22 protein-coding genes and 7 pseudogenes are annotated in these 24746 nt (G+C 61.1%); 11 read left to right on the forward strand and 18 right to left on the reverse strand.

The window, feature by feature from the left end; all coding sequences use genetic code 11:
* Positions 1 to 22: 22 nt before the first annotated feature.
* From KU43P_RS12955 to KU43P_RS12970, 4 genes and pseudogenes are all read left to right on the forward strand, one after another.
* Positions 23 to 1219, forward strand: coding sequence for an MFS transporter (locus tag KU43P_RS12955; RefSeq protein ID WP_317663586.1), 1197 nt, complete (start codon positions 23 to 25; stop codon positions 1217 to 1219).
* A 105-nt stretch (positions 1220 to 1324) separates the two neighbouring features.
* Entirely contained in the window at positions 1325 to 1807 is a 483-nt protein-coding gene (locus KU43P_RS12960; protein ID WP_317663587.1) for a hypothetical protein, read from the forward strand.
* A 38-nt stretch (positions 1808 to 1845) separates the two neighbouring features.
* Positions 1846 to 2931: pseudogene (locus KU43P_RS12965) on the forward strand (alkene reductase); the annotation flags it as partial.
* A 45-nt stretch (positions 2932 to 2976) separates the two neighbouring features.
* Positions 2977 to 3996, forward strand: coding sequence for a zinc-binding alcohol dehydrogenase family protein (locus KU43P_RS12970; RefSeq protein WP_317663803.1), 1020 nt, complete (start codon positions 2977 to 2979; stop codon positions 3994 to 3996).
* Positions 3997 to 4099: 103 nt separating this feature from the next.
* Here KU43P_RS12970 and KU43P_RS12975 read toward each other — a convergent pair.
* The 3 genes and pseudogenes from KU43P_RS12975 to KU43P_RS12985 form a co-directional block, all read right to left on the reverse strand.
* Positions 4100 to 4252: pseudogene (locus tag KU43P_RS12975) on the reverse strand (hemerythrin domain-containing protein); the annotation flags it as partial.
* Positions 4253 to 4361: 109 nt separating this feature from the next.
* Positions 4362 to 4502 (reverse strand): annotated as a pseudogene (locus KU43P_RS12980) (CinA family protein); the annotation flags it as partial.
* Between the two features lie 410 nt (positions 4503 to 4912).
* A complete protein-coding gene (locus tag KU43P_RS12985; RefSeq protein ID WP_317663589.1) occupies positions 4913 to 5770 on the reverse strand; it encodes an SDR family oxidoreductase in 858 nt (285 codons plus the stop codon).
* A 195-nt stretch (positions 5771 to 5965) separates the two neighbouring features.
* On the opposite strand from KU43P_RS12985, the gene KU43P_RS12990 reads away from it, so the two are divergent.
* Positions 5966 to 6490, forward strand: coding sequence for a hypothetical protein (locus tag KU43P_RS12990; protein ID WP_176515449.1), 525 nt, complete (start codon positions 5966 to 5968; stop codon positions 6488 to 6490).
* Positions 6491 to 6548: 58 nt separating this feature from the next.
* On the opposite strand, the gene KU43P_RS12995 is transcribed toward KU43P_RS12990, so the two are convergent.
* Together KU43P_RS12995 and KU43P_RS13000 are read right to left on the reverse strand one after the other, a co-directional pair.
* Entirely contained in the window at positions 6549 to 7088 is a 540-nt protein-coding gene (locus KU43P_RS12995) for a type 1 glutamine amidotransferase domain-containing protein (RefSeq protein WP_317663592.1), read from the reverse strand.
* A 312-nt stretch (positions 7089 to 7400) separates the two neighbouring features.
* Positions 7401 to 7676, reverse strand: a pseudogene (locus KU43P_RS13000) (short-chain dehydrogenase); the annotation flags it as partial.
* A gap of 177 nt (positions 7677 to 7853) precedes the next feature.
* Here KU43P_RS13000 and KU43P_RS13005 point away from each other — a divergent pair.
* A complete protein-coding gene (locus KU43P_RS13005) occupies positions 7854 to 8084 on the forward strand; it encodes a hypothetical protein (RefSeq protein ID WP_317663594.1) in 231 nt (76 codons plus the stop codon).
* 122 nt (positions 8085 to 8206) lie between these two features.
* The gene (locus tag KU43P_RS13010) at positions 8207 to 8479 is read left to right on the forward strand and encodes a PepSY domain-containing protein (RefSeq protein WP_317658342.1); all 273 of its coding nucleotides are present in this window, start codon (positions 8207 to 8209) and stop codon (positions 8477 to 8479) included.
* 56 nt (positions 8480 to 8535) lie between these two features.
* Here KU43P_RS13010 and KU43P_RS13015 read toward each other — a convergent pair.
* A pseudogene (locus KU43P_RS13015) lies at positions 8536 to 8846 on the reverse strand (IS5/IS1182 family transposase); the annotation flags it as partial.
* Between KU43P_RS13015 and KU43P_RS13020 the strand changes: the two are divergent.
* Positions 8819 to 8932 (forward strand): annotated as a pseudogene (locus KU43P_RS13020) (IS5/IS1182 family transposase); the annotation flags it as partial. The pseudogenes KU43P_RS13015 and KU43P_RS13020 sit on opposite strands and share 28 nt — an antisense overlap.
* An 815-nt stretch (positions 8933 to 9747) precedes the next feature.
* A complete protein-coding gene (locus KU43P_RS13025) occupies positions 9748 to 10389 on the forward strand; it encodes a class I SAM-dependent methyltransferase (RefSeq protein ID WP_317663595.1) in 642 nt (213 codons plus the stop codon).
* 110 nt (positions 10390 to 10499) lie between these two features.
* On the opposite strand, the gene KU43P_RS13030 is transcribed toward KU43P_RS13025, so the two are convergent.
* A complete protein-coding gene (locus KU43P_RS13030; RefSeq protein ID WP_317663596.1) occupies positions 10500 to 11546 on the reverse strand; it encodes an amidohydrolase family protein in 1047 nt (348 codons plus the stop codon).
* A gap of 220 nt (positions 11547 to 11766) precedes the next feature.
* Between KU43P_RS13030 and KU43P_RS13035 the strand changes: the two genes are divergently transcribed.
* Positions 11767 to 12588, forward strand: a complete 822-nt coding sequence (locus KU43P_RS13035) for a DNA-binding transcriptional regulator (RefSeq protein ID WP_317663598.1) — start codon at positions 11767 to 11769, stop codon at positions 12586 to 12588.
* Here KU43P_RS13035 and KU43P_RS13040 read toward each other — a convergent pair.
* The 9 genes and pseudogenes from KU43P_RS13040 to KU43P_RS13080 all read right to left on the reverse strand — a co-directional run.
* Positions 12557 to 12667: pseudogene (locus KU43P_RS13040) on the reverse strand (aminoacyl-tRNA hydrolase); the annotation flags it as partial. The gene KU43P_RS13035 and the pseudogene KU43P_RS13040 overlap by 32 nt on opposite strands.
* A 93-nt stretch (positions 12668 to 12760) precedes the next feature.
* Positions 12761 to 14026, reverse strand: coding sequence for an OprD family porin (locus tag KU43P_RS13045; RefSeq protein ID WP_317663805.1), 1266 nt, complete (start codon positions 14024 to 14026; stop codon positions 12761 to 12763).
* A 79-nt stretch (positions 14027 to 14105) separates the two neighbouring features.
* The gene (gene mhpT, locus KU43P_RS13050) at positions 14106 to 15287 is read right to left on the reverse strand and encodes a 3-(3-hydroxy-phenyl)propionate transporter MhpT (protein ID WP_317663600.1); all 1182 of its coding nucleotides are present in this window, start codon (positions 15285 to 15287) and stop codon (positions 14106 to 14108) included.
* An 80-nt stretch (positions 15288 to 15367) separates the two neighbouring features.
* Complete coding sequence (gene mhpE / locus KU43P_RS13055; RefSeq protein WP_317663602.1) at positions 15368 to 16378, reverse strand: 4-hydroxy-2-oxovalerate aldolase; 1011 nt, start codon at positions 16376 to 16378, stop codon at positions 15368 to 15370.
* On the reverse strand, positions 16375 to 17307 hold the full coding sequence (locus KU43P_RS13060) for an acetaldehyde dehydrogenase (acetylating) (protein WP_317663604.1): 933 nt from the start codon (positions 17305 to 17307) through the stop codon (positions 16375 to 16377). The genes mhpE and KU43P_RS13060 overlap by 4 nt, the downstream gene beginning before the upstream one ends.
* Before the next feature lie 11 nt (positions 17308 to 17318).
* Positions 17319 to 18113, reverse strand: coding sequence for a 2-keto-4-pentenoate hydratase (gene mhpD / locus KU43P_RS13065; protein WP_317663605.1), 795 nt, complete (start codon positions 18111 to 18113; stop codon positions 17319 to 17321).
* A 15-nt stretch (positions 18114 to 18128) separates the two neighbouring features.
* The gene (locus KU43P_RS13070) at positions 18129 to 18992 is read right to left on the reverse strand and encodes an alpha/beta fold hydrolase (RefSeq protein ID WP_317663607.1); all 864 of its coding nucleotides are present in this window, start codon (positions 18990 to 18992) and stop codon (positions 18129 to 18131) included.
* 19 nt (positions 18993 to 19011) lie between these two features.
* Positions 19012 to 19956, reverse strand: coding sequence for a 3-carboxyethylcatechol 2,3-dioxygenase (mhpB, locus tag KU43P_RS13075; RefSeq protein ID WP_317663609.1), 945 nt, complete (start codon positions 19954 to 19956; stop codon positions 19012 to 19014).
* A gap of 1 nt (position 19957) precedes the next feature.
* Positions 19958 to 21625, reverse strand: a complete 1668-nt coding sequence (locus KU43P_RS13080; protein WP_317663611.1) for a bifunctional 3-(3-hydroxy-phenyl)propionate/3-hydroxycinnamic acid hydroxylase — start codon at positions 21623 to 21625, stop codon at positions 19958 to 19960.
* Positions 21626 to 22072: 447 nt separating this feature from the next.
* Here KU43P_RS13080 and rfaD point away from each other — a divergent pair, with 447 nt between their 5' ends.
* Positions 22073 to 23104 (forward strand): ADP-glyceromanno-heptose 6-epimerase, encoded by a 1032-nt coding sequence (gene rfaD / locus KU43P_RS13085; RefSeq protein ID WP_317663612.1) that lies wholly within the window; start codon positions 22073 to 22075, stop codon positions 23102 to 23104.
* Between the two features lie 7 nt (positions 23105 to 23111).
* Here the strand turns inward: rfaD and paaX are convergent, their stop codons facing one another.
* Both paaX and paaY read right to left on the reverse strand, forming a co-directional pair.
* Positions 23112 to 24035, reverse strand: coding sequence for a phenylacetic acid degradation operon negative regulatory protein PaaX (gene paaX, locus KU43P_RS13090; RefSeq protein ID WP_317663806.1), 924 nt, complete (start codon positions 24033 to 24035; stop codon positions 23112 to 23114).
* Positions 24036 to 24112: 77 nt separating this feature from the next.
* Positions 24113 to 24712 carry a phenylacetic acid degradation protein PaaY gene (paaY, locus tag KU43P_RS13095; protein WP_317663613.1) on the reverse strand — a complete coding sequence of 200 codons (600 nt, stop codon included), beginning with the start codon at positions 24710 to 24712 and terminating at the stop codon, positions 24113 to 24115.
* Positions 24713 to 24746 lie beyond the last annotated feature (34 nt).

Below are 24746 nucleotides of genomic sequence, written 5' to 3' on the forward strand. Positions count from 1 at the left end.
TCACATCCCCAGGATAAGCATCATGACCAACTCTTCCCTCAATGGGTCAACCCGCATGCCATTGGCTGTGTGGGTCTTGACGCTCTCGGCGTTCGCCATCGGTACCGCTGAATTCGTGATTGCGGGGATCTTGCTTCAGGTAGCTAAGTCCGTGGGTATCAGCGACGGTGACGCGGGTAACCTGATTACAGCCTACGCCTTGGCCATCGTAATCGGTGGTCCGCTTCTGACCCTCTACCTGGCGCGATTCGATCGTAAGCGCGTGCTGATTGGCCTGATGGTGCTGTTCACCGTGGGCAACCTCGTCTCTGCACTCACCAATGACTACGGCGTGCTGTTGCTGAGTCGGGTCGTCACCGGCCTGGCCCAAGGACCGTTCTATGGCATCGGCGCGGTGGTCGCCACTCGCATGGTGGCCAAGGACATGGCCGGTCGCGCCGTTGGCCAGATGTTCGCTGGCCTGACCCTGGCTAACGTACTCGGCGTGCCCGCTGGCGCCTGGATCGGCAATGCCTACGGGTGGTCCACGACGTTCTGGGCTGTTGCCGTGCTGGGCCTTGGCTCGATAGCGGCCATTGCTGCGATGGTGCCCCACATCGCAGCCGAGAAGGTCGAGTCAGTGGCCTCCCAGCTGGGCGCTTTTCGTAATGGTCGGTTGTGGTTGAGCCTGATCATCACGGTGCTGGGCTGGACCGGCTTCATGACCTTCTACGGCTACATCTCGCCGGTAGCGCAATATGCGGCGGGCCTGTCGGCGGACGCTGTCACCGCACTGCTGGTGGCGGTTGGCGCGGGCCTGGTGGCAGGTAATGCGCTCGGTGGCCGCGCCGCCGACGCAAACCTGGGCAAGGCCCAGTTGGGCGGTGTGCTGGCGATGATCGTTGCGTTGCTGATCGTAGGCCTGTCCACCGCTCACGCCTGGAGCTTCGTGATCGCCTCCGTAGTATTCGGAATCGCCTCTTTCGCCAACGTGCCACCGATGCAGATGCGGGTAATGCGTAACGCTGGCAAAGCACCTGAACTGGCGGCCACTGCCAACATTTCGGCCTTCAACATTGCCAATGCCCTCGGCGGCATTATCGGCGGCTATGCGGTGGACCATGCCAGCATCGGGGCATCAATGGTGCCCTTCCTGGCAGCGCTCGTACCGGTGGTTGGCCTGGTCCTTTTGACGCTGGTCGAGCGCCCTGGGCGAGTGGCGGCGAAGTTAACTGTTTAACAGCAAGATTCAAATATATTTTGAAAGTTTCTTAAAGCAAGCCGCTGTTTTTCAAAACAATCAAAAGGTTGATGATCAACTCGCCGCCTTCGGAGAAGACAACTCATGAACACAGACGCTCTCAAGTCGACCCATGCACCGACCACCACGCCCGTGACCTGGCACTTTGACCATGTCAACGTGTCGATGGGCGCCAGCCATGCGCTGAATAGGTTGTTCGAAGGTGTGATGGGCATGCAGCCGGGTTACCGACCGCCTTTTCCTTTTCCCGGGCTGTGGCTCTACGCGCAGGAGGAAGCCTTCGTGCACGCAGTCGATGACCCTAGTTTATCGGCTAGCACAGGAGCCGTTCGCTTCGGTCACATCGCTTTTCGCAGCGATCAATCGGCTGAGGTGCTCATCGAAAAGCTGCGTTCCAGCGGCTTGCCATTTCGCGTGGCGCGAGTACCTGAGGAAAACACCGCTCAGGTCTTCGTCCTGCTTCCTGGAGGTTTCGTGGTCGAGTTGGATGTCCCCGATGATCCGAACCTGAACCTTGACCACCAATACCGTGCTGATCAGGCATCACCCGGTAACCACGATTTCTGATTGCCCACCACCGTCGATATTTCTTCTGGAGATTCATGATGTCTAGCTCGCACCTGTTCCAACCTTTGCAACTGGGGCCACTGCAACTGCCAAACCGCATCGTCATGGCGCCGATGACGCGCAGCCGCACCAGCCAGCCGGGCAATGTACCCAACGCATTGATGGCCGGCTATTACGCCCAGCGTGCCAGTGCAGGGCTGATCATCACAGAAGCCACCCAGATCTCGCAGCAGGGACAGGGCTACAGCTTTACGCCCGGAATCTACAGCGAGGCGCAGATCGAGGGATGGCGCAAAGTCACCGAGGCGGTGCATGCCGCGGGTGGCCGAATTGTGTTGCAATTGTGGCACGTGGGGCGCATGTCGCACGCCAGCTTCCAGGCTGATGGCCTACCGGTCGCACCTTCGGCGCTCTCGCCCGACGCACAAGTGTGGGTGGTTGGCGATGATGGCGTTGGCCGCATGGTCGATTGCCCGGTTCCTCGGGCCATGACGGTTGCAGACATCCAGGCGGTGATCGAGGACTTCCGGCGTGCGGCGGCCAATGCCATGCGGGCGGGGTTCGACGGCGTGGAAATCCATGGTGGCAACGGTTACCTGCTCGATCAGTTCCTGCGCACCACCTCCAATCACCGTGAGGATGAATACGGAGGCACCCTGGAAAAGCGCAGCCGCTTCGTCGAAGAGGTCGCGGCCGCCGTAGCCAGCGAAGCGGGGGCCGAACGCACGGGTATCCGCCTTGCGCCCTTCATCACCCAGCGCAACATGAACTGCCCAGAAATCATTCCCACGATCCTGCATCTGTCCAAGAAACTGGAGGATATCGGCTTGGCCTATATCCACCTGTCCGAAGCCGATTGGGATGACGCACCACAGATTCCCCAGCAGTTCCGCCATGCGTTACGCGAGACGTACAAAGGCCGGATAATCGTCGCGGGTAAATACGATGCTCAACGTGCAGAGCAAACGCTCGCTCAAGGCCTGGCCGACCTGATTGCGTTCGGTCGTCCGTTCGTGGCCAACCCCGATTTGCCAGCACGCATTCGCAACGGTCTGCCGCTCGCCGACCTTGACCCACAAACGCTTTTTGGTGGCGATGCACGCGGGTATACCGACTACATGACGTCTGCCGGTAGAGCCCAATGTGTCGACGCGCAGGGGGGCGCCCTCATGAGGGCGGTGGGATACACCGTGCCTCAGGCCATCGAGCAGCCGACCTCGCTGGTTGACATCAGCCTGCCCGCACCGGTTGCCATTGGCCGTGACTTGCTCGTCGAGGTGAAGGCTGTCTCGGTCAACCCGGTCGACACCAAAGTACGTGCCAGCGGGGCGCCGGTCGAAGGGCAGGTCTACAAGGTGCTTGGCTGGGACGCCAGCGGCATCGTCAGGGCCGTCGGGCCCGAAGTCACCCGGTTCAAGCCAGGCGACCGTGTTTGGTACGCCGGCTCGATTGCACGGGCAGGTACCAACAGCGAACTGCATTTGGTGGACGAGCGTATTGTGGGTCATGCGCCCAAGTCGCTGGACTTCGCCGAAGCTGCGGCGTTGCCCCTGACGGCGATCACTGCCTGGGAGATGCTTTTTGACCGCTTGGGTATCTCACCAGGCAAATCGCCCAGCAACAAAACCTTGCTGATCATCGGCGCGTCCGGCGGCGTAGGCTCGATCATGACCCAATTGGCCAGCCGACTGACTAACCTCACCGTTATCGGCACCGCCTCACGAACGGAAACGCAAGCGTGGGTCAAAGCACTGGGTGCCCATCATGTGATCGACCACAGCCAACCCATTGCCGCGGAACTCAAACGCATCGGCTTTGCCTGCGTCGACTACATCGTCAGCCTGACCCACACCGCCGGGCACATCGAACAAATCGTCGAAGCCATCGCGCCGCAGGGCAAGTTCGGCCTGATCGACGACCCGGCGGTGCTGGATGCGACCCCCTTCAAGCGCAAGTCCGTGTCCATCCACTGGGAATTGATGTTCACCCGCTCGCTGTTTGCTACCGACGACATGGTTGGCCAACAGCGATTGCTCGATGAAGTGGCACGGCTGGTGGATGCAGGGCTGATCCGGACGACACTGGCCGAGCGCATCGGCACCATCAATGCCGCCAACTTGAAGCGCGCTCACGGACTGATCGAGTCGGGCAAGGCACGGGGCAAGGTGGTATTGGAGGGGTGGTCCTGAGTCGCACGGCCACACGTTGTAAACAACCGTTGCAAAGCACTTCTGACGAGTGATCACTGTGCCCACTGCGGTGATTTCTCCAGTGGGCGCGGCTCAGTCAAAGCTCTGAAAGCCTTGTGTGGATCTGCAGCTCCTGCTCGATCTTGTGCAGTAATTCACCCCGCTTCTTCACCGCCCGCTCAGTGGTGGTCGACAGTTCTTCGAGCAGCTTCTTCACCCGCTTGTGGTCTTGAATCGGTACGTCGATGGCGTTCATGGCGTACCTCATCATGGACAGATGAGAGAACTTGCTTGTGGTTGAGTCATGGCCACGTATCACGGTTCAATGGCGACGATGTTTGGCAGCGGAGCATCTTTGGCAATCAATTTTCCAGCACTTCACCCGTGCCAGGTACAGCTGCCAACATTGCCACCATGCAACCCGCCGTGCATGACTCTGCGGTGGTCAAGATCAACGGGTTGTCTTTGAGGTAGCCGAGCGCGGCCAGCACGGGGTCGGTTGCCATTTGAAGTTCGACTCGCTTGTAGGTCTCCGGTGGACGGATCTCAACGACTATTGGTGCCTCCCAGCGACTGCCCGCCCATCCCGCTTTGCAATTCTAGCCTGAACTTTACTTGGTGATTCGGCTTCCCTTACCTGAAGGGGCGGGCACCGTGAGTGTCTGTGCTACTGCCACTGAGTGAAAAAGAGTAGGAGGTCAGCATGAATAAAGAAGCGCATTCAGAGAAGCCGAGCTCACAACCCGTGTCAAAAGGTGAGGAAGAGCGGGACAATGATGCTCATCGTCCTGACGGCTCGTCCGGTACCTCTCATGATTCCACAGCACAGAAAACTGCGCGTGACCATGGGCATCACAAACCTTGAAGTACAAGTGGCTGGGTAGAAGGCTCACCAGATTGGCGAGCCTCAGTTACTTCACAGAATCGGTTTACCACCTGTGACGGCATAGCGTGACCCACTGATATAGCTGGCCTCGTCGGAACCCAGCAGCACGTAGATCGGTGCAACCTCGACGGGCTGTCCCGGGCGACCCATGGGGTAGCCCGAACCGAAGTTCTTCACGGCCTCATCGGGCATAGTCGCCGGGATCAGGGGCGTCCATATAGGACCAGGGGCCACGCTATTGACCCGAATACCTTTCTTTGCCAGCAGTTGGGCCAAGCCAGCGGTGAAGTTGGCAATCGCGCCCTTGGTCGCAGCGTAGGCCAGCAGGCTGGGGGATGGATCGTCGGAATTGACCGAACTCGTATTGATGATCGAACTGCCCTTGCGCATGGAAGGCAGTGCCGCTTGGCAAATCCTGAAGATCGCGGTGATGTTGGTATCGAAGGTCTTCACCCATTCATCATCTTCGATTTCTTCCAGGGTCTCGTGGGACATCTGGAACGCCGCGTTGTTGACCAGAATATCGATGCGACCGAACTGCGCCACGGTCTTGTCGACGATGTCGTAGCAGTGCTGTTTCTGCGCTAGGTCGCCGGGCAAGAGCAAGCACTGCCGGCCAGCAGCCTCAACCCAGCGCGCGGTTTCTTGCGCGTCTTCATGTTCATCCAAGTAAGCGATGGCGACGTCGGCGCCTTCACGGGCGTAAGCAATCGCTACTGCTCGCCCGATACCGCTGTCTGCGCCGGTGATGAGTGCAATCTTGCCTTCGAGTCGATTGTGGCCGGTGTACGACTGCTCACCACAATCTGGGTAGGGCTCCATCTTGCGTTGTGAACCAGGAACACTTTGCGGTTGGGAGGGAAATGGAGGAGTAGGGTAGTCGCTCATGAGGAAGGCTCCTGCAGTTGAGAACGCTTGTTACCGTTCGAACGGAGCTAGGGGCCGACGTTGAGATGAGTTCAGGGTTTGAACGACGGGCGGTCACCCCTTCTATTTCCATTGAATTATCGGGAATTGGTCGGCTCTACCGCTGACCCGTGTCGCGCTTTCTGTGTGAGGCTCCATCATTAACCGGAGGGTCAAGTGCCTCGAATCATCACCCCCAGCACGCCCGAACATGAGATCGATCAGCAGAATGCGAATATGTTCGGTACCCCAAAAGAGCGGCTGGATTTCTATCGACGCGAAATTCAGTACGAGACCACCATTCTGGCCAATCGTACAGATGCCTATCTCGCTGCCCAGTCGTTCCTGGTCATCGCTTTCGTTTCTTCGATGGGCAACCTGAATCAGAGCTGGGGCGAGATGTTTACCGTGATGGTACCGGCGTTTCTCGCACTGCTCGGCGTGCTGAGTTCGCTGAACGCCTGGCCAGGCATCCGCGCTGCCTTCCGGATCATCGAGCACTGGCAACTGAAGCAAAGCCATTTGCTGCGCAGTGAGCCCATGATGGGGTTGGCCTATGACGAATCGCCGTTGTTCTGCGAAGCGGAAACCTCGCAGGCGGGTCACCGCAAATCGCTGCTGTTTTCCCTGCGCACGCCCTGGATATTTCTCGGTTTCTGGGTCTTGCTGGGTACCTATTCGGTTTACATCCAGCTGGCGTGACCCGCGCCCTCCAGGGGCCTTGAAGCATCACCGAAGGGCGCGAAGCAGAAAGCTGGACTCAGCCTGCCAGTGCTTTGATCAACTGTTCGTTGAAAGCAGGAATATCGTCCGGCTGGCGGCTGCTGATTAGGTTGCCGTCCACCACAACTTGCTCATCCACCCAATTGCCACCCGCATTGCGAATGTCGTCTTGCAATGTCTTGTAGCTGGTCATGCGCTTGCCTTTGGCTAAGCCACTGGACACCAGCAGCCAACCTCCGTGGCAGATGACGGCCAGCGGCTTGCCAGCCGCGTCGTGGCTCTTTACTAGGTTCTGGGCACCGGGGATCAAGCGGATCGTGTCAGAGTTCTGCACGCCGCCTGGCAGCACCAGAGCATCATAGAGATCGAGTTGGGCACTTTCGAAGGTTGCATCAACGGCAAATTCGTCGGCAGGCTTGTCGTGATTCCAGCCACGCACCGTACCTTCCTTGTCAGCGAGGATGTCGATCTCGGCACCAGCTTTCTGCAAAGCCTCACGAGGCCCGGTGAGCTCGATCTGCTCAAAACCATCAGTCACCAGGAAGGCCACGCGTTTGCCACTCAGTTGTGCATTCATCATTGATTCTCCATTTTCGATAAGCCTGACAGGGAAGGCCTTTGGCCAGGCGCGAAGTTCAAAGGCGACGCCTCAACGGCGTGGACGTTGGGCATGAGAAATGAGAAGTCCCGCGAGCAAACCGATGACTGCCGCACTCAGCAACAGCGGTATCTTGTCTTTAGGGGTTAGGCCGATGCCCTCCATGCTTCCTGACCTATATGTTGGCGTGAACAGATTCTCGGAGGACTCCAGCGCGTCGGAACTGCGGTTCAATGGTGTGTCCGGATTGGACTGAGCGACGGGCTCAACCTCCTCACCCGTGGCGCTGACGTCCAATTGGTTCAGCTTCAACGCTGTGCCGTCCACCAAGGTCAGTGTCAGGTTTTCAATGTCTCCCGCTGCGCGACCTGGAAAAACCGGTTCGCCTGCAGCATCGAGGTTGTCGTAAATGAAGCGCTTGCCCTCCAGCCAGCCAACGGCTGTGAGTAACTCGGGGCCGAGGTAGTATTTTCCATCGAGGAAGAAGCCTGGAAACTGGTGAGCGCGTTCGACGTTCTCCACGGAGTAACGCTCACCCGCCTTCATGCCTGTTGTTGGATCAATCATGACCACGACCTCCGTATGCTGGTATAGCCATGGAGGTTGCCGAGGCAGTATGTGTTCCTAAGGGATGACCAATGGACTTAGGCATGACCAGGTATTAACCCAGCGGCCCAATCCTCATAGGAACAAATTGTTGTCCTGATGGTCAGGTTTAGTAGTCCCGTAAACCTTGAGGTGAGCATGGCCACTTACAACATTCAATATCGCTTGGCTGAAGAGCCGAAAAGTTACCGACTGGAGTTGGAGCAGGGCGAGCTCAGACGTCATGAGGCTGCAATGCACCTAATCGTGTTGCACTTCGGGGATAGTGAAAACAGTCTTGTACTGCCTGCAGCTGATTCATCGCCGGACGACATCCTAGCTCAAGCCGAGTTGCTTGGATTGTCTCAGATAGAGGTTTCCGCCGCGTAATGCTGGTTGCTCACTTCAGTCGGGCTGGGTGCCGATGCAATTCCTGCACGAACTCTTCGACTGAACCCGGATCGCTAGAGGCAGGTCGCATGTTCACATTCACAGCAAAAAGGATGTTAGCGATGAAAGCAATGACTCGACTGTTCACCGGCCTTGCATTGGTTGGTGCTATGGGAGCCTCTTCCGCTTGGGCAGATACGCCTGGTGCTGACTGGAAGGTAAACAAGGATCAGGCTGAGGCCACCTTGAAAGGCGCAGGTTACACCCAGATCACCAAGATCGAAGCCGACGATGGTCATTGGGAAGGTGAGGGCATCAAGGCTGATGGCAAGCGGTATGAATTCCAAGTTGATCCGCACGACGGGAAGATCATCAAAGACGAACTGGATAACTGATCAGGGCGGGTATTGCTCTCTGAGCCGCCCGCGCGTGGAGTGCGGGCTTTTTTCGGCTAGGCTCTGTACGAAAAGAGATGTCGCAAACACCGCATAAGCCTGTGAGACCATGGCGGCGTAGCTTTTCGCGAGTTTATCGAAGCGCGTTACGATCCGGCGATTCTCTTTCAGCCCGCCAAACATGCGTTCGATGATGATGACGGGTTGCATTCGATATTGGTCGCAGTAGCGTCGTAGCCCTTGTCGGCAAGCAGCCATTTACAGCGTTTGCGCGGGCGGCCACGTTGGCTTGATGGAATGCTGACTCGTCCAGCAGAGGCTGGGCGTAGCTAATGTCGCTGGCTTGAGAGAGAAGTAACGCGCTTCGATAAACTCGCGAAAAGCTACGCCGCCATGGTCTCACTGGCTTGTTCCATGCGGTGTTTGCGACAACTCTTTTCGTACAGAGCCTAGTTCGACCCAATCAATTTTCAGCGCGACTCCACCGTCGTACCATGTCCACACTTTTAGCCGGGTATCGACGTAGCGTGGTGGGTCATTAGTGCGAGTTCGAATCGCAACCAGAGCTGGACCCTCGAACACGTAGGCCGAGAGAGAGGAGGAGGGTGATGCCTGTTCGTGATCGGCTGATCTGCGCACGACGAGCCTCCTTAACTGTCAAGCCGGCCCCACGCTGACGAGGCACGCTGCGCATTATGGCGGTTGGCTGACTCGGCTAGATAACGACTTGCATAACGACGTGGCATCGCCGAAGTCTCAGCCCAACCGCAGACTCGCCGGAGTTCGTCCGTGGCGCGCTCCAGGTCGTGCCCACGCTGCTCGACCCGATAAGCCAAGAAACGGTCAAGAGTAGTCAACATTGGTGATATGGCTCTCAAAGCGTTGCTCAATTACGTCGGCAACATCTGCAAATGCCACCTCGATGTTAGCTTGAGTGGTTGAATTCTGACGAGCGCGCGGGATGTATCGTGTAACAGACCAGGACAGATACTGCTTCAACTGCCGCAGGTACTGGTCACGGGTGTGCGGATCTATCGGTGGAGGAGATGCCATTGCAGTCGTGCCGATTCGGGCGACCAGATTATCCGCCTGGCGGCCGCTTTGGAGCCAGAGGGTGTAACCGTCGAATCAGTGAGTTACGTGGCTTATGAACATATCGGACATAGCACTTCGTTTAACATAATATGCATTATGCGCACATTGCCATATTCCATGTGAGCCACACCCAAGGTACATTGCAGCACACGCGATCCCTCCAGGATGGCCTTATGGCCTTTCTCAGCCCAAGGACGACTTCAGTGGCTTACCATCCATCTGCCGATCAGATCATCGATCTCTATGACCGTAACGCTTCTACATGGAACGACCTGCGCGGCAATCGCCTCACTGAACGCAAATGGGTCGAACGCTTCCATGCATTACTGCAGCCATCGTCCACCGTATTGGATCTGGGCTGCGGCTCTGGTCAACCTGTGGCGCGTTACCTGATTGAGGCCGGCATGTCGATGGTTGGCGTGGATTCCTCGACACACATGATCGCGCTGTGCGCTGAGCGTTTCCCGGACCAGCACTGGCTACAGGCTGACATGCGTACCTTGAGCCTGAACACACAGTTTGCAGGCATCCTGGCCTGGAACAGCTTTTTCCACCTCAAGCCTGATGACCAACGCCTGATGTTTCCGATTTTCCAACAACATGCGGCCCCAGGTGCGTTGTTGATGTTCACCAGTGGCCCGTCATTTGGCGAAGCGCTGGGCGAATTCCAGGGTGAAACGCTGTATCACGCAAGCCTGGACCCGCAGGAATACCGAGCTCAACTTGCTGATCATGGCTTCGAAGTGCTGGACCATATCCTTGAAGACAAGGCGTCTGGCGGCCTGACGGTGTGGCTGGCACGTCGCCTCCTCTGATTTCATATAGAGATAAAAATTATAACTCGACTAAATATTCATTTAGTCGAGTTATATAACGGGTGTGTCCGGGAATACAGGATCAGCCCCTGCCCTACAGCTTCTTACCCTCAAACCAGTCGAGGGAACAGCCGCAAGGCGTTATCCCGATTAACCGCCAAGCGCTGTTCCTCGGTGAAACCGTAAGCATCCAGTAATCCGGTGAAATGGCTCGATCGCGCTTTATTAGCATACGGCCAGTCACTGCCAAAGGTGATGTTCTCGGGTTTCGCGAATGCCAGTAACGCCGGCAAGGCATACGGGCTTCCGGACAGCGCCGTATCAAAGTAGAACTTGCGCAGGCGCTGGATCCCTCCCTCTGTACTGCCATCTTCCGAGCAGACCCGGGCCATACGCTCAGCGGCGTAAGGCACAAACCCGCCCGCATGGGAAAGAATGATCTTCAAGTCCGGATAGCGTTCCAGGCAGCCCCGCTTGGCCAGGTTGAGGGCCGCGCGCGTGGTGTCGAGAAGAAAGTCCGCGGCATAGGGTGGAATGCCATCGACCGGCTCGCCAGCAAGCTCCGAAGGGTGCACGAATACCGTGGCGTGATGACGGTTCAGTGTCTTCATGAGTGGATCCCACTCAGGCGCGCCTAAGTAGGTGCCCCGTACGCTTGCGAGCAATACCACGCCGTCAGCCTTCAACGTGGTCAACGCATACTCGGCTTGCTCGATCGCGCCTGCAACATCCGGCAGCGTCAAGGTGGCGAAGAAGCCGAATCTCCCCGGGTGCTTGTCGACCACCTCGGCACAGAACTCGTTGACCTCCTTGGCCTTGACGCGTGCTTCTGCATCGTTGCCAAGGTGTACGCCAGGCGTCGACACCGAGAGAATGCCCGTCGCGATGCCGTTGGTGTCCATCAGGTCCAATGCGCCCTCGACGCTCCAATCTGGAATAGGCAGACCGCCTGAAGCGATGCCTCGGGAGGCAAGCCACTTGGCATAGAACGGTGGAACGACATGCTGGTGCGTATCAATCCGTGGAGCATGCTTCGAGGTGGAGAGCCCCGTTGACGTGCTGCTTTCAGAAGCACGCGCGCTGGAGGGGGTCAAGGAAGAAACCGCCGCGACGGTCGCGGCGGTTGCCATGGATTGAAGGATTTGTCTGCGATTCATAAGGAGCGCCTTTGTTGTAAAGGAGGGTCAGGCAACTGCAAGGGCATGGAGCAAAGTCGCTGACCTTCAACAAAAGCGGTACAGACAAGGTCGGGCAGACATGGTGTTTCCCTGTCAGGGCTTGGTTATTAGCGAGTATAAGAATGGCGAGAATTGTCCTACAATAAAAAACTGCATTGCTGGGCACTGTATGCACATCATTAATTTTTAAGGTTTTTTGATGAATATTGACCGAGGCTCGGATTACAAGACAGTGCGCGGATTGAGCCGTGGCCTGGCTTTGCTCAATGCGCTAAATCGCCTTGATGGCGGTGCCTCACCGTCCCTCCTGGCCGAAATTACTGGCCTGCACCGCACCACCGTGCGCCGCCTGCTGGAAACGTTGCAGGACGAAGGTTATGTGCGCCGCAGCGAGTCTGACGACAGCTTCCGCCTGGCCCTCAAGGTGCGTGAACTGAGTGAAGGCTTTCGCGATGAGCAATGGGTCAGCGCCACCGCGGCACCGTTGTTGGCGGACCTGCTGCAGGAGGTCGTGTGGCCGACCGATATCTGTACGTTGGATGTCGATGCGATGGTGGTCCGTGAAACCACCCATCGCTTCAGCCGGCTGTCATTTCAGCGCTCGATGATTGGACGCCGCCTGCCACTGCTGCAAACGGCGACAGGATTGACCTACCTTGCGTTCTGCGGCGATGCCGAGCGTGAGCAGATCATTGCCCTGCTGGCAAAACGTGAAGGTGCAGAATTCCAGTTGGCGCGCAATGTTCCCCAACTTGAAAACGTACTGCGCAGGGTCAGGCACCTGGGATACGGCGAGAACTTCATGGCTTGGAACACCGAGGAGAAAATCGCCTCGATCGCCGTACCGGTGATCGCCGAACAACGTTTGCTAGGCTGTCTGAATCTGGTGTACGTGGCAAAAGCGATGTCCATCGAGCAGGCTGCACACCGCTATCTGGGCGCACTGCAGAAAACAGCCCGGTTGATTCAGGAAAAGCTGGAGGCGTCGCTTAAAACTCCACCTTGCCCCGACCGGCCTTGACAGTGCTGCGCCTGGCTTTGCCGTCGAGGCGGCGGGTCTTCGAGCCCAGGGTCGGCTTGGTGGGGCGGCGTTTCTTTTCGGTCTTGCCGGCAGATGGTCAGCATGGCTTGGCCCTTGTGATTGCCCTCCATTATCACAGCCTTCGCCGCTCGCCCACAGGGGTGATTTCGATCTACCAGAGCTTGATTGTGTAATCCACGTTGATCCTCAATTCATTGTCATCGCGATGTGTGGCGCCAGCCAGGAAGTCGTTGCGATACCAGGCGTGCCGCAGTCGCAGCGTCACATCCTTGAATGGACCCTGCTGAATGACGTACGCCAACTCTACATCTTTCTCGCTCTCGCTCAGCCCGCCCCCACCCAACTTCGCCAACTCGATGTTGTCACCCCGTACATAGCGCAGCATGGCTTTGAGCCCAGGCACACCAAACGGCGCGAAGTTCTGGTCGAACCTGGCCTGCCAGCTGCGCTCCTTGGGGTTGATGAACTCCGAGCTGAGCGTGCCTTCGGTAATGATCAGTGGCTCGGTCCCGTACAGGTAAGGCATGGCGGTATCACCGTCGAGCCGCATGTATCCGACCCCCAGGCTGTGGCTCGCCCACGCATAGGTGAGCATCAGCGCAGCGTTGCGGTTGTCCACTGGCCCCGCCTTGGCGGCGCCGTCCTCTTGGGTGATGAACAGGCGAAAATCGCTCTTCAGGCGCCCTGCTCCGAGCTTGCGTTCATCCAGCAAGCCGACGAAGTCCTTGCGGTACAACTGGTCCAACTCGGCATGGTAATAGCGCAAGGTCAAGGCATCGGACCAGGCGTAATCGCCACCCAGGAACAGAAACTGGTCAGCGGTTGCGGCGCCGTTGAAGCGGCCATTGGGCGCGGCCACGCTCATTTTCTGGTAGTCGGTGGAGTCGCGCAGGTTGATGCGGTCGAGCCAGCCTGCATGCAAGGTCAGCCGGTCGATATCGCTGGACCGCAGGTAGGTGCCACGGAACGTCTGCGGCAACAAACGGGCCGGGCTGGCGAAGGCAATCGGCAGGAAGGTGCTGATGGTGCCGCCCTGCAACTCGGTACGCGAGATGCGCATCTTGGCGGTCAGGCCCAGTTCGGAATAGTCATCGACCGGCTCGCGGGTGCTGCGATCAAAGGGCAGCAGACCGGTGCCGGTGCGATCAGGCGAGGAATCCAGCTTCACGCCGAGCATGCCCTTGGCATCCAGGCCGAAACCGACCGGGCCATCGCTGAAACCAGAGCTGAAATCCAGGATGAATCCCTGGGCCCATTCGCGGGCGGCCGCCTGAGGCGTGGCGCCCAGGTAGTTGCGGTCGAAGTAGTAGTTGCGCAGCACCAGCGCGGCGTGGCTGTCTTCGACGAAGCCTGCCGCCTGGGCAGCGCTGCAGCCGAACACGGCAATAGCCAGGCAGATTTTCGGGGCCTTGTGCATGGTCACTTCACTTTCTTGTAGTTGTAGGAAGCCCTGCCGCAGGTGCAGCAGGGAGCACGCAAGGTTTAACCGCTGTAAGTCAGGCGGGGCGGCGGCCGATCAGGCGAAACAACGCCAGGGCCGCGATCACCACCCCTGGGGCCGAGGCCATGAGCACCCCGGTCGAGCCTGCGCCGAGGGCGAGCATCTGGCCGGCCACCAACGGGCCGCTCATTGCCCCGAGGCGGCCGACCGCCACCGCTGCGCCAACGCCCGTGGCGCGCACGCGCACCGGGTAGAAGTGCGGTGCCAAGGCGTACAACACGCCCTGCCCGCCGGTGGCGAAGAAGCCTGCGAAGAACCCGGCGACGAGCATCGCCGGCAACGCGCTCGCGAACCCCAGGCCCGCCAGGGCGGCGAGAATCCCCAGGTACACCAGGGCTGTCGTGATCCCGGCCGGCAGGCGCTCGAGCACCTGGCCCAAGACCAACGTGCCGATGGCCGCGCCAATCTGCAGGGCGAACATCACCCAACTGGCGTCATGGCTGCTGAAACCCTGACCGACCAGCAGGCTCGGCAGCCAATTGATCAGGATGTACACCACCATCAAGGTGAAGAAGTAGCTCAGCCACAATAGCCAAGTCGCGCGTTGCCCAAACAGCTCGTGGCGCAGGCTGGGCGAACTCTGGGCAGGTGCAGTGGCGCGGAACTCGCGGGATTCGGGCAGGTACCGCGCCAGCAGTGGGAGGATCAGCAACGGCCCGATGCCGCCGACGTGGAACACCCGCTGCCATTCCCCGCTGTAACCGGCAATCCCGATGCCGGCAGCCAACGCCGCGCCCAAGGGCACGCCGCAGTACATCAGGCTGACCGCGCTGCCACGCAGGCGTTCGCCAGCCGCTTCGCTGGTGAGGGCGATCAGGTTAGGCAGCGCGGCGCCCAGCCCCACCCCGGTGAACAGCCGGGCCAGTAGCAGGCTGGGCAGGCTCCAGGCGTGCGCGGTGGCCAGGGAAAAAACACCGAACAGCGCCACCGAGCCGAACAGGATGCGCTTGCGCCCGAAACGGTCGGCCAGCCAGCCGCCGACCAGGGCGCCTGGCAGCAAGCCGAGGATGCCGGCGCTGAACACCCAACCCATTTCCAGCTTGCCCAGGCCAAAAGCGGCCGCCATGCCCGGGGCAGCGATGCCGGCAGCTTGCAGGTCAAGGCCTTCGAGCAGGGCGACGAGGAAACACAGGCCGATGGTGACGGCCACGCGAGGCGCGTTGTTAGCAGTAGTCATGAAGACACCCGTTTTGTTTTTATGTTGGGTTGTTATCGTGTTGCCGGAGTTGGGGCCGCATGGCGGCCCCGGCAGCTGCATCAGCGTTTGAGCAGGTCCAGCGCCACATCCACGATCATGTCTTCCTGACCGCCCACCATCCGGCGCTTGCCCAGCTCGACGAGGATGTCGACCGCCTTGATGCCGTAACGAGCAGCGGCGACTTCGGCATGGCGCAGGAAGCTCGAATAGACGCCGGCATACCCCAGCGCCAGGGTCTCGCGGTCCACCCGTACCGGGCGGTCCTGCAGCGGGCGCACCAGGTCATCGGCGGCATCCATCAGGGCGTACAGGTCCGTGCCGTGGTTCCAGCCCAACTTGTCGGCAGCGGCGATGAACACCTCCAGCGGGGCGTTGCCGGCACCGGCGCCCATGCCGGCGAGGCTGGCGTCGATGCGATCGCAGCCCTCCTCCACTGCGGCGATGGAGTTGGCCACGCCCAGGCTGAGGTTATGGTGGGCATGGATACCGGTTGCGGTCGCCGGGTCCAGCACCGCCTTCACGGCGCGAAAGCGCGCGCGGATGTCGTCCATGTTCATCGCACCGCCGGAATCGACCACATAGATGCAGGTGGCACCGTAGCTTTCCATCAGCTTGGCCTGCTGCGCCAACCCTTCGGGCGTCTGCATGTGGCTCATCATCAGGAAGCCCACGGTGTCCATGCCCAGCTCGCGGGCATATTCGATGTGCTGGCGCGAGACATCCGCCTCGGTGCAGTGAGTGGCCACGCGCACGACGCGGGCGCCGGCATCATAGGCGTTCTTCAAATCATGGGTGGTGCCGATCCCTGGCAGCAGCAGCGTGGCGATCTTGGCGTGGTTGACCGCGTCGGCCGCTGCTTCGATCCATTCGAGGTCGGTATGGGCGCCGAAACCATAGTTGAAACTGGAGCCCTGCAGGCCATCGCCGTGGGCGACCTCGATGGCGTCGACCTTGGCCCGGTCCAGGGCCGTGGCGATGGCATGCACCTCGTCCAGCGAATACTGGTGGCGGATGGCGTGCATGCCATCACGCAGGGTCACGTCGCAGATATAGAGTTTCTTGCCGTTCATGCCAGAGCTCCCATCGCCAGGGCCATGCGCTCGGCAGTGGCCAGCGCGGCGGATGTCATGATGTCGAGATTGCCGGCGTAGGCCGGCAGGTAGTGGGCGGCGCCTTCGACCTCGAGGAAGATCGAAGTCTTGAGGCCAGTGAAGGTCCCCTGCCCCGGCAGCTTCAGGTCTTGCACCTGTTCGAACTGCACCTGCTGCTTGAGGCGGTAGCCCGGCACGTAGGCTTGTACCGCGGCAGCCATTTCCTCGATGCTGGCCGCCACCTGTTGCGGGGCCGCCGCCTCGCTGAGCACATACACGGTGTCGCGCATCATCAGCGGCGGTTCGGCCGGGTTCATGATGATGATCGCCTTGCCCTTGGTTGCACCGCCGATCACCTCGATGGCCTTGCTGGTGGTTTCGGTGAATTCGTCGATGTTGGCACGGGTACCGGGGCCTGCCGATTTCGACGCGATCGAGGCAACGATTTCGGCGTAGTGCACCTTGGCCACGCGCGACACCGCCGCAACCATGGGGATGGTGGCCTGGCCACCGCAGGTGACCATGTTGACGTTGGTCGCCTGCAGCTGCTGCTCGAGGTTGACCACGGGTACGCAGTACGGGCCAATGGCCGCAGGGGTCAGGTCGATCATGCGCAGGTCGGCCTTGTGCTGACGCAGGAAGGCGTCGTTCTTCACGTGGGCGCCAGCGCTGGTGGCGTCGAAGACGAAATCGATGTCCTTGAACACCGGCAGCCGCGTCAGGCCCTCGACCCCTTCATAGGTGGTGGCCACACCCAGGCGCGCCGCCCGGGCCAAGCCGTCGGAGGCCGCGTCGATGCCGACCATCGCCGCCATCTCCAGGTGTTGCGCGTTGCGCAGGATCTTGATCATCAGGTCGGTGCCGATGTTGCCGGAGCCGATGATGGCGACTTTACGTTTTTGGCTCATGGAGTTCTCCGTCATTCGCCGCTGAAGGTCACGCCGACACGGCCGAGGCCGTCGATTTCGGCTTCGAAATGGTCACCGGGTGCCACCGCCACCATGGGCCCGAGGGCACCGGTGAGGATGATGTCGCCAGCCCGCAGCGGCTCGCCCAGGCGCGCCATGGTGCGCGCCAGCCACACGGCGGCGTTGAGCGGGTGGCCGAGGCATTCGGCGCCAGTGCCACTGGACACCCGCTCACCGTTGCGGGTCATGTGCATGGCGGCGCTGCGCAGGTCGAGGTCGTGCAGTGGGCGAGCCGGGCCGCCCAGCACGAAGCAGCCACTGGAGGCGTTGTCGGCCACGGTGTCGGCAAACCGGATGTTCCAGCCCTGCACGCGGCTTCCGACGATTTCCAGCGCCGGCAGGACATGGCCGGTGGCCGCAATCACATCGGCGAAAGTGGTCTGAGGGCTGGGCAGGTCACAGGCCAGCACCAGGGCGATCTCGGCCTCGATTTTCGGCTGCATGACGCTGGCGTAGGGAACGGTCTCGTTGTCGCCGTAGCACATGTCGGCGAACAGGCTGCCGAAGTCTGGTTGGTCGACCCCCAATTGAGCCTGCACCTTGGGGTTGGTCAGGCCGATCTTGCGGCCGACCAGGCGCCGCCCTTCGGCCAGGGCGTGCGCGACGTTGAGGCGCTGAATGGCGTAAGCCGCCTCGGCGTTTTCTGCGCCGATGGCCTCACGCAGCGGGGCGATGGCCTCTCCCTGCTGCTGGGCACGGCGAAGGTCGGCCGCCAGGCGCTCTAGGGTTTGCGAATCGATGGTCATGGGGTGTACCTCAAATCAGTGCTGGAGGAAGTCCAGCACCAGGCGGTTGAAGGTGTCGGCGTGCTCCCACTGCGCCCAGTGGCCGCAGTTGTTGAACACGTGCAGCTCGGCATCGGCGATGCCGGCGATCAGGCGCAGGCCCACATCCATTGGCACGAAACGGTCGTTGCGGCCCCAGATGACCAGGGTCCTGGCCTTGATCTCGCCCAGACGTGCGCCGAAATCCGGGAACTGCCGCGGGTTGGCAGCCTGGCTGGCGACGAAGTTCTCCAGGTGATCGCGGCGGCTGAGCATGTTGTCCAGGCGGGTCTGGAACAGCGCTTCGGTAAGGTCGCTGGGGTCGTAGACGAAGACGTTCATCATCTTCTTCAGGTTGTCGATGGTCGGCTCGCGGTACAGGCCGTTGAGCAGCTTGATGCCTTCAGTGGGCATCGGCACGAACGGGCTGGCGCCGCCGGTGCCGCCCCCCATCAGCACCAGCTTGCCGACCCGCTCGGGGTGGTTCAGGGCAAAGGCCACCGCACTGTGGCCGCCCATGGAGTTGCCGAGGATGTGCACGCGCTCCAGGCCCAGCACATCGAGCAGGCCCTTTAGGGCGGTGGCATTGAGGTCCGAACGCGAGCCGCGGCAGATGACTGGGTCGCTCTTGCTCCAGCCAGGGCAATCCATCAGCACGACGCGGTAGCCAGCGGCCAGCAGCGGTTCGAGGTTGCGGCTGAAGTTGGCCCAGCCACTGGCGCCTGGGCCGGAGCCGTGCAGCATCACTACGGTGTCGGCGCCTTCGCCGAGGTCGTTGTAGTGCAGCTGCAGGTCAAGGTCGCCTTCGCGGATACGGGCGAAACGGCTGCTGCCAGCTTCACTGAGCGGAATACGGGTCATGATTGTGGTCCTCTGTGGATCAGGTAAGGGAATGGGCGCTGAGCGAGCCGAAACCGGCGATCCACTCCGGAATCGGCCGGTAGTAGCGCTGGCTGGCCTGGTAGTCGCCGAATGCCGCGAGCGCGGCGAACGCCGCGACCCAGCACTTGATCTCGTGGGTCGACTTGCCGGCCAGCGCCGACAGTTCGGCATTGCCCATGGCGTCGAGCTCACCGAAACGGTGCTGCTCCAGCAGGTCGAGGAAATGGTTGTCCCAGGCGGGATTGAGCGGGTGCAGCGTGTGCGGGTCGCGCACGAACGCTTCGGCCGCGCTGATGACCCGCTGCTGCCGCGCCTGGCGCTCGTCGGCCGGCAGGTCACGGCCACTGCCCATCAGGCGGTCGGCCATGCGCGCATCGACATGCGCCAGCTCCGGTACCGGCGGCTGGTGCGAAAGCCCGCCAGAACCGAGAAACAGCACGCGCTTGCCGGTGGTTCGGGCGAATCTGCCAATGGCTGCGCCGAGCCGGCGGGCACGGGCGAACCCCGGCAGTGGTACCGCCACGCTGTTGATGAACACCGGGATCACCGGTTTTGCAGCCAGGCCGCCGAGCAGAAACTCCAGCGGCTGGGCAAAGCCATGGTCAACCTGCATGCGGTAGGACACGGCGGTGTCCACGCCCGCCTCCAGCACCGCGTTGGCACAGGCTTGGGCAATATCGCGCGGCACGTCGAGCGGGCCGGCCGCACTCTGGAAGTCGCCGATGGCGGTGGCGCCCATCCCCATGCAGAAGGCCGGCATCACGTCATAGAAGAAGCCGTTGTAGTGGTCCGGGGCGAACAGCACCACCAGCTCCGGGTCGAACGCGGCGATGCGCGCACGGGCGGCGGCGATCACCTCCTCCACCTCGGCCAGCACGGCAGGCTCAGGGTCGACGTAACCCACCAGCGGGGTGTGCGACAGGCAGTGCAGATAAGCGCTCATCTCAGGCCACCTTGGACGCCAGAGGCGCCTGCTGGTTGAGCGGCGGATGGGCAGCGAGTGCACGCAGCATGCCGTCGCTGGCCTCGCCGAGGGTCTGCGCAATGGCCACCGCGCCGACGAAACGGTCCGGACGCAGCAGCACGATCGACACCGGATAACGTCCGAACCATTCCTTCAGGCGGCCGGTGCTGTCACCCACGCGAATGACCCCTTGCGGCACTTCGCGCCCGGCCTTGAGCTGCACTTGCGGCAGCACCTGGATGAAACAGGCACCTAAGGCACGCCAGCCCTCGACCTGGGCGGCGCTCAAGCCCCAGAGCGGGTCGTTGCCCCAGGCGATGAAGGCGAAATGGTTGCCGATCACGTCGTCGAGCAGGCGTGTTTCGCCCGCTTCGGTGACCACCTTGGGCTGGATGAACATGCGCCCGACCGGCGTGGCCTGGCCGCTCTTCCCTGCCACCAGTGCGCCCTTGGTGTACTGCGGCATGGGCTTGAAGCGCATTTCCAGAAAGTAGCGCTTGACCGCCGGCAGGTAGTTCAGTGCCCAGGACACACCGTCGCGCAATACCCCCTGCCAGCGTTTCGGCGGCGCCAGCACATGGCCGGCGAGTACCGACAGGTCGATCATCGCCTTGGCGTGATCGCGGCGCTCCTGTTCGTAGGTGTCCAGCAGCGCTTCACCCGCCAGCCCCTTGGCCACCAGGGCCAGCTTCCAGCCAAGGTTGCTGGCATCGCGCATGCCGCTGTTGTAACCCTGGCCCTGCCACACCGGCATGATGTGCGCGGCGTCACCGGCCAGCAGCACCCGCTTGTCGCGGAAGCGGCCGGCCAGGCGAGCGTTGTGGGTATAGACACGCTTGCGGATCAGCTCGACCCGGTCCGGGTCCGGCAGCACCTTGGCCAGCAGCTTGCGCAGGTTTTCCGGCTTGCCCAGTTCCGCTTCGGTCTCCCCCGGCATGACCATGAACTCGAAGCGCCGCACGCCATGGGGCAAGGCAGCAGACACATAGGGGCGCACCGGGTCGCAGCACAGGTACACGTTGGGCGTACCCAGCGGGTCGTTGGCGATGTCGATGACGATCCATTGATTGGGCGCGGTCTTGCCTTCGAAGGAGATGTCCAGGGTCCGGCGGATGAGGCTGTTGCCACCGTCGCATGCCACCAGGTAGCGGGCGCGCACGGTCTCCTGGCGGCCTTCGGGGCCAGCCATGCGCAGGCTCACACCTTGCGCATCCTGCCGGAACTCGACCACATCGCGGGAGAACAGCGTGCGTACGTTGTCAAAGCGGGCCAGGCCCTTGTACAACACGGCATCGACCTGGGGCTGGATGAATGCGTTGCGCCGCGACCAGCCGAACTCGTCGGTCATCGGCTGGATATCGGCAAAGCAGCGGCCCTTGGGGGTCAGAAAGCGCATGGCATGCCACGGGGTGGTGTGCGGTAGCACATCCTCGACCAGGCCGATGGCCTGCATGGTACGCAGCGACTCGTCGTCGATACCGATGGCGCGGGGGTAGTCGATCAACTGATCGAGCTTCTCGATCTGCAGCACCTGGACCCCGGCCTGGCCCAGGTAGTTGGCGATCGCCAGCCCTACCGGGCCGGCACCGATGACCACTACGTCTGCGGTGTAGTCGGCCTGAAGATGTTCTGGATGGAGTGTGTTCATTGTTGTAATCCTCGACACTGCCCGGCGGCATTCCCGGAAAACTCCAGGCAAGCCGCTAGCGTCCTCGCGCAGGCAGGCGCAAGGCTGGAAAATGGGCGTTTTGGCTGGTTCGGGCTTTAGCGGTGCGGCGCTACGCTTTGGTCTGTAAAGGCGTAGGCACGGGGTAAGGACGGCAGGCAGGTATGACGCATGGCTTTTCCCCTTCAAGGGCGTTTGTAGTTGTTGGGGCGAGTATAGGAACGGCGTCGATCGTCCTACAATGAAAAACCGGCCTGTCGTGCACCAAGTGCACATCATTGATTTATAAGGCTTTTAATTCGGACTCAGGTGTTCGACGACACTAGGCCAACGCTGAAGAAGCCCAGCACGAACATTGATCCAGATTAATATGCAGGCACCACGCCTCCCCCAGACTATGAACTCCGCACCCTCACTGGGGGATCAGGCATGACCATTATCGTGACCGGCGCAGCCGGTTTCATCGGCAGCAATCTGGTCAAGGCGCTCAATCGCCGAAACGAAAGCCAGATCATCGCCGTCGACGACCTCACCGATGGCGACAAATTTCGCAACCTCGTCGACTGCGATATCGCCGACTATCTCGACAAAGACCATTTCCTCGAGCGTTTGCGTCAGGGCCAGTTCGGCAAGGTCCGTGCCGTGCTGCACCAGGGCGCCTGCTCAAGCACCGTCGAAGGCGACGGGCGCTTCATGATGGAAAACAACTACCGCTACAGTTGCGAGCTGTTCACCGCAGCCCAGGACCGCCAGATTCCGCTGCTGTATGCCTCCTCGGCTGCCGTGTATGGCGCGGGGCAGGTTTTTCGCGAACAACGCGAACATGAGCAGCCACTCAACGTCTATGGCTACTCCAAATTCCTCTTCGATCAATATGTGCGCCGGCATCTGGCGGATGCGCGCAGCCAGGTCGTAGGCCTGCGCTACTTCAACGTCTATGGCCCTCGCGAACTGCACAAAGGCGCCATGGCGTCGGTCGCCCTGCACTGCTTCAACCAGTACCAGGCCCACGGCAAGGTCAGCCTGTTCGGCCGCTATGGCGATTATCCTGCCGGTGGCCACCTGCGCGACTTCGTCTCGGTTGACGATGTGGTCAAGGTCAACCTGTTCTTCCTCGACCATACGCACTTGAGCGGCATCTTCAATGTCGGCAGCGGCCGCGCCCAGCCTTTCAACGACGTAGCCCTGGCGATCATCAATCGCCTGCGCGGGCAAGAAGGCCGCACGCCCCTGTCGCTGCAAGCGGCGCTGCGCGAAGGCGTGCTGGAATACACGGCATTCCCTGACCACTTGCGTGGCAAGTACCAGTGCTACACCTGTGCCGACCTGCAACGCCTGCGCAGCGTCGGCTTCGCAGACCCTACGTTGAGCGTCGAACAAGGCGTTGCGCGTTACTGCGACTGGCTGCTGGGCGAGCAACGCCCCTTGCAGATGCCCTTCAGCCAAGTGGACGTTGCCTGAGTCTGGTTCAGGCCAGGCCGCCAAAGCGCCGGTAGAAGCTCTCGTTCACATCTGGCAAGGGGCCGTCTGCGGTTTCCAGTGCCGCGCTCAGCCACTCTTCAGTCTTGGCATAAATCAGCCGATACAGGTTGCGGCACAGCTGTCGTGCCGCTCGGCCTTCCCAGTCACCCGGCAGCAGCTCGTCGGGCAGTTGCGGGTCGCGCAGCAGCAGCCGGCGGTATTCATGAATGAGCAAGGTGCGCGCCAGGAAGCAATCCTGGGCGTTGAGCTCCGTTTGCTCCTTCAGGCTCTGCCAGAGTGGGCGGAACAGCTGGATGAACTCGCTGTACTGCTGCCCCAGCTCGTCGATCCGCCAGCTTTCTCGTACTTGCGCGCGCATGGCCTTGGAGGCCAGCACTTCCTGGGTGTGGGTTTCGAAGACGATGCTGTCGTCGCTTGCCTCCAGCTCGCGCAGGGTGGCCGCCAGGTCGCCGCGGTCCGCCCGTGGGCAGCCCAGCACGTTGGGCGCCATCACGCCAAAGCCCTGCCATTCCAGCTCTTCACGTACCGCCTTGCGCTTGCCGGCCTCGAGCTGTGACAGCAGCACCAGGGTCCAGGCGCCATCCCAGGCCGGCTGGCTTGGGCTGTACACACGTTTGAAGGCCTTTTCGAAGCGCCGGCGACCGGTCCCGGTAAGGCTGTAATAGCTGCGCCGGCCAACTTTTTCGGCGGTCAGCCAGCCTTCCTTGGTCAGGCGGAAGATGGAGGTGCGGATCAGCCGTTCATTGATGCCGATCGGCTCCAGCAGGTTGATCAGGCTGCCCAGCCAGACCGTGCCGCCATGGGGTTCGATGGCATCACCGTAGAGGGTGATGATCAGCGAACTGGCGCGAATCGGGGTCTGCTCCTGGAAGCGAGTGATCAAGGTATTCAGCGGGGCGAGGTTGCTCATGGAGGAACTGTGCGCGGAGAAAGCACCGACTATACCTGTGCGGCGGCCTGCCTGACCATGGCGCGGCGCAGGAAGGTTCATGCGCCCTCCTCGCCCTTGGGCCGGTGACCGTTATCACCCATGCGTGGGCGGTGCAACTCGGCCTCAGTCAGCGGCGGGCATTCGACCATGCTGGCGATGCAGCGCTCGCTCAGGCGCTGGTACTCGGCGGTGCCGCGCTGTTTCCAGGCCAATTCCTGCTCGGTCAGCGGGCGTTTGACCTGCGCCGGCGCGCCCATCACCAGGCTCTGTTCCGCGCACGTGAAACCGGCCTTGACGAATGCCGTGGCGCCGACGATGCAACGGGCCGCCACTTGAGCACCGTCCATCACCACCGCGTTCATCCCGATCAGCGCGTCCTCGCCTACCCGGCAACCGTGCAGCACCGCGCCGTGGCCGACATGGCCGTTGCGCTCGATCACCGTGTCGCCACCCGGGAAGCCGTGCATCACGCAGGTGTCCTGCAGGTTGGCACCCTCCTCCAGGACGATCCGGCCGAAATCACCGCGCAAGGACGCCAGCGGCCCCACGTAGCAGCGCGGGCCAACGATCACGTCGCCGATCAGCACGGCGCTGGGATGCACATAGGCAGTGGGGTCGACCACCGGGGTCAGGCCATCGAGGCGGTAGCAAGGCATAGCGATTATCCTGAAATGATTCGCAACGTTTAAC

It is taken from the genome of Pseudomonas sp. KU43P, assembly GCF_033095865.1.
GTDB lineage: Bacteria > Pseudomonadota > Gammaproteobacteria > Pseudomonadales > Pseudomonadaceae > Aquipseudomonas.

What these genes read in the sequence shown, in the direction of transcription:
- KU43P_RS12955 (WP_317663586.1), top strand. Translation starts at nt 23, where the DNA reads ATGACCAACTCTTCCCTCAATGGGTCAACCCGCATGCCATTGGCTGTG.
- KU43P_RS12960 (WP_317663587.1), top strand. Translation starts at nt 1,325, where the DNA reads ATGAACACAGACGCTCTCAAGTCGACCCATGCACCGACCACCACGCCC.
- KU43P_RS12970 (WP_317663803.1), top strand. Translation starts at nt 2,977, where the DNA reads ATGAGGGCGGTGGGATACACCGTGCCTCAGGCCATCGAGCAGCCGACC.
- KU43P_RS12985 (WP_317663589.1), bottom strand. Translation starts at nt 5,770, where the DNA reads ATGAGCGACTACCCTACTCCTCCATTTCCCTCCCAACCGCAAAGTGTT.
- KU43P_RS12995 (WP_317663592.1), bottom strand. Translation starts at nt 7,088, where the DNA reads ATGAATGCACAACTGAGTGGCAAACGCGTGGCCTTCCTGGTGACTGAT.
- KU43P_RS13005 (WP_317663594.1), top strand. Translation starts at nt 7,854, where the DNA reads ATGGCCACTTACAACATTCAATATCGCTTGGCTGAAGAGCCGAAAAGT.
- KU43P_RS13010 (WP_317658342.1), top strand. Translation starts at nt 8,207, where the DNA reads ATGAAAGCAATGACTCGACTGTTCACCGGCCTTGCATTGGTTGGTGCT.
- KU43P_RS13025 (WP_317663595.1), top strand. Translation starts at nt 9,748, where the DNA reads ATGGCCTTTCTCAGCCCAAGGACGACTTCAGTGGCTTACCATCCATCT.
- KU43P_RS13030 (WP_317663596.1), bottom strand. Translation starts at nt 11,546, where the DNA reads ATGAATCGCAGACAAATCCTTCAATCCATGGCAACCGCCGCGACCGTC.
- KU43P_RS13035 (WP_317663598.1), top strand. Translation starts at nt 11,767, where the DNA reads ATGAATATTGACCGAGGCTCGGATTACAAGACAGTGCGCGGATTGAGC.
- KU43P_RS13045 (WP_317663805.1), bottom strand. Translation starts at nt 14,026, where the DNA reads ATGCACAAGGCCCCGAAAATCTGCCTGGCTATTGCCGTGTTCGGCTGC.
- mhpT (WP_317663600.1), bottom strand. Translation starts at nt 15,287, where the DNA reads ATGACTACTGCTAACAACGCGCCTCGCGTGGCCGTCACCATCGGCCTG.
- mhpE (WP_317663602.1), bottom strand. Translation starts at nt 16,378, where the DNA reads ATGAACGGCAAGAAACTCTATATCTGCGACGTGACCCTGCGTGATGGC.
- KU43P_RS13060 (WP_317663604.1), bottom strand. Translation starts at nt 17,307, where the DNA reads ATGAGCCAAAAACGTAAAGTCGCCATCATCGGCTCCGGCAACATCGGC.
- mhpD (WP_317663605.1), bottom strand. Translation starts at nt 18,113, where the DNA reads ATGACCATCGATTCGCAAACCCTAGAGCGCCTGGCGGCCGACCTTCGC.
- KU43P_RS13070 (WP_317663607.1), bottom strand. Translation starts at nt 18,992, where the DNA reads ATGACCCGTATTCCGCTCAGTGAAGCTGGCAGCAGCCGTTTCGCCCGT.
- mhpB (WP_317663609.1), bottom strand. Translation starts at nt 19,956, where the DNA reads ATGAGCGCTTATCTGCACTGCCTGTCGCACACCCCGCTGGTGGGTTAC.
- KU43P_RS13080 (WP_317663611.1), bottom strand. Translation starts at nt 21,625, where the DNA reads ATGAACACACTCCATCCAGAACATCTTCAGGCCGACTACACCGCAGAC.
- rfaD (WP_317663612.1), top strand. Translation starts at nt 22,073, where the DNA reads ATGACCATTATCGTGACCGGCGCAGCCGGTTTCATCGGCAGCAATCTG.
- paaX (WP_317663806.1), bottom strand. Translation starts at nt 24,035, where the DNA reads ATGAGCAACCTCGCCCCGCTGAATACCTTGATCACTCGCTTCCAGGAG.
- paaY (WP_317663613.1), bottom strand. Translation starts at nt 24,712, where the DNA reads ATGCCTTGCTACCGCCTCGATGGCCTGACCCCGGTGGTCGACCCCACT.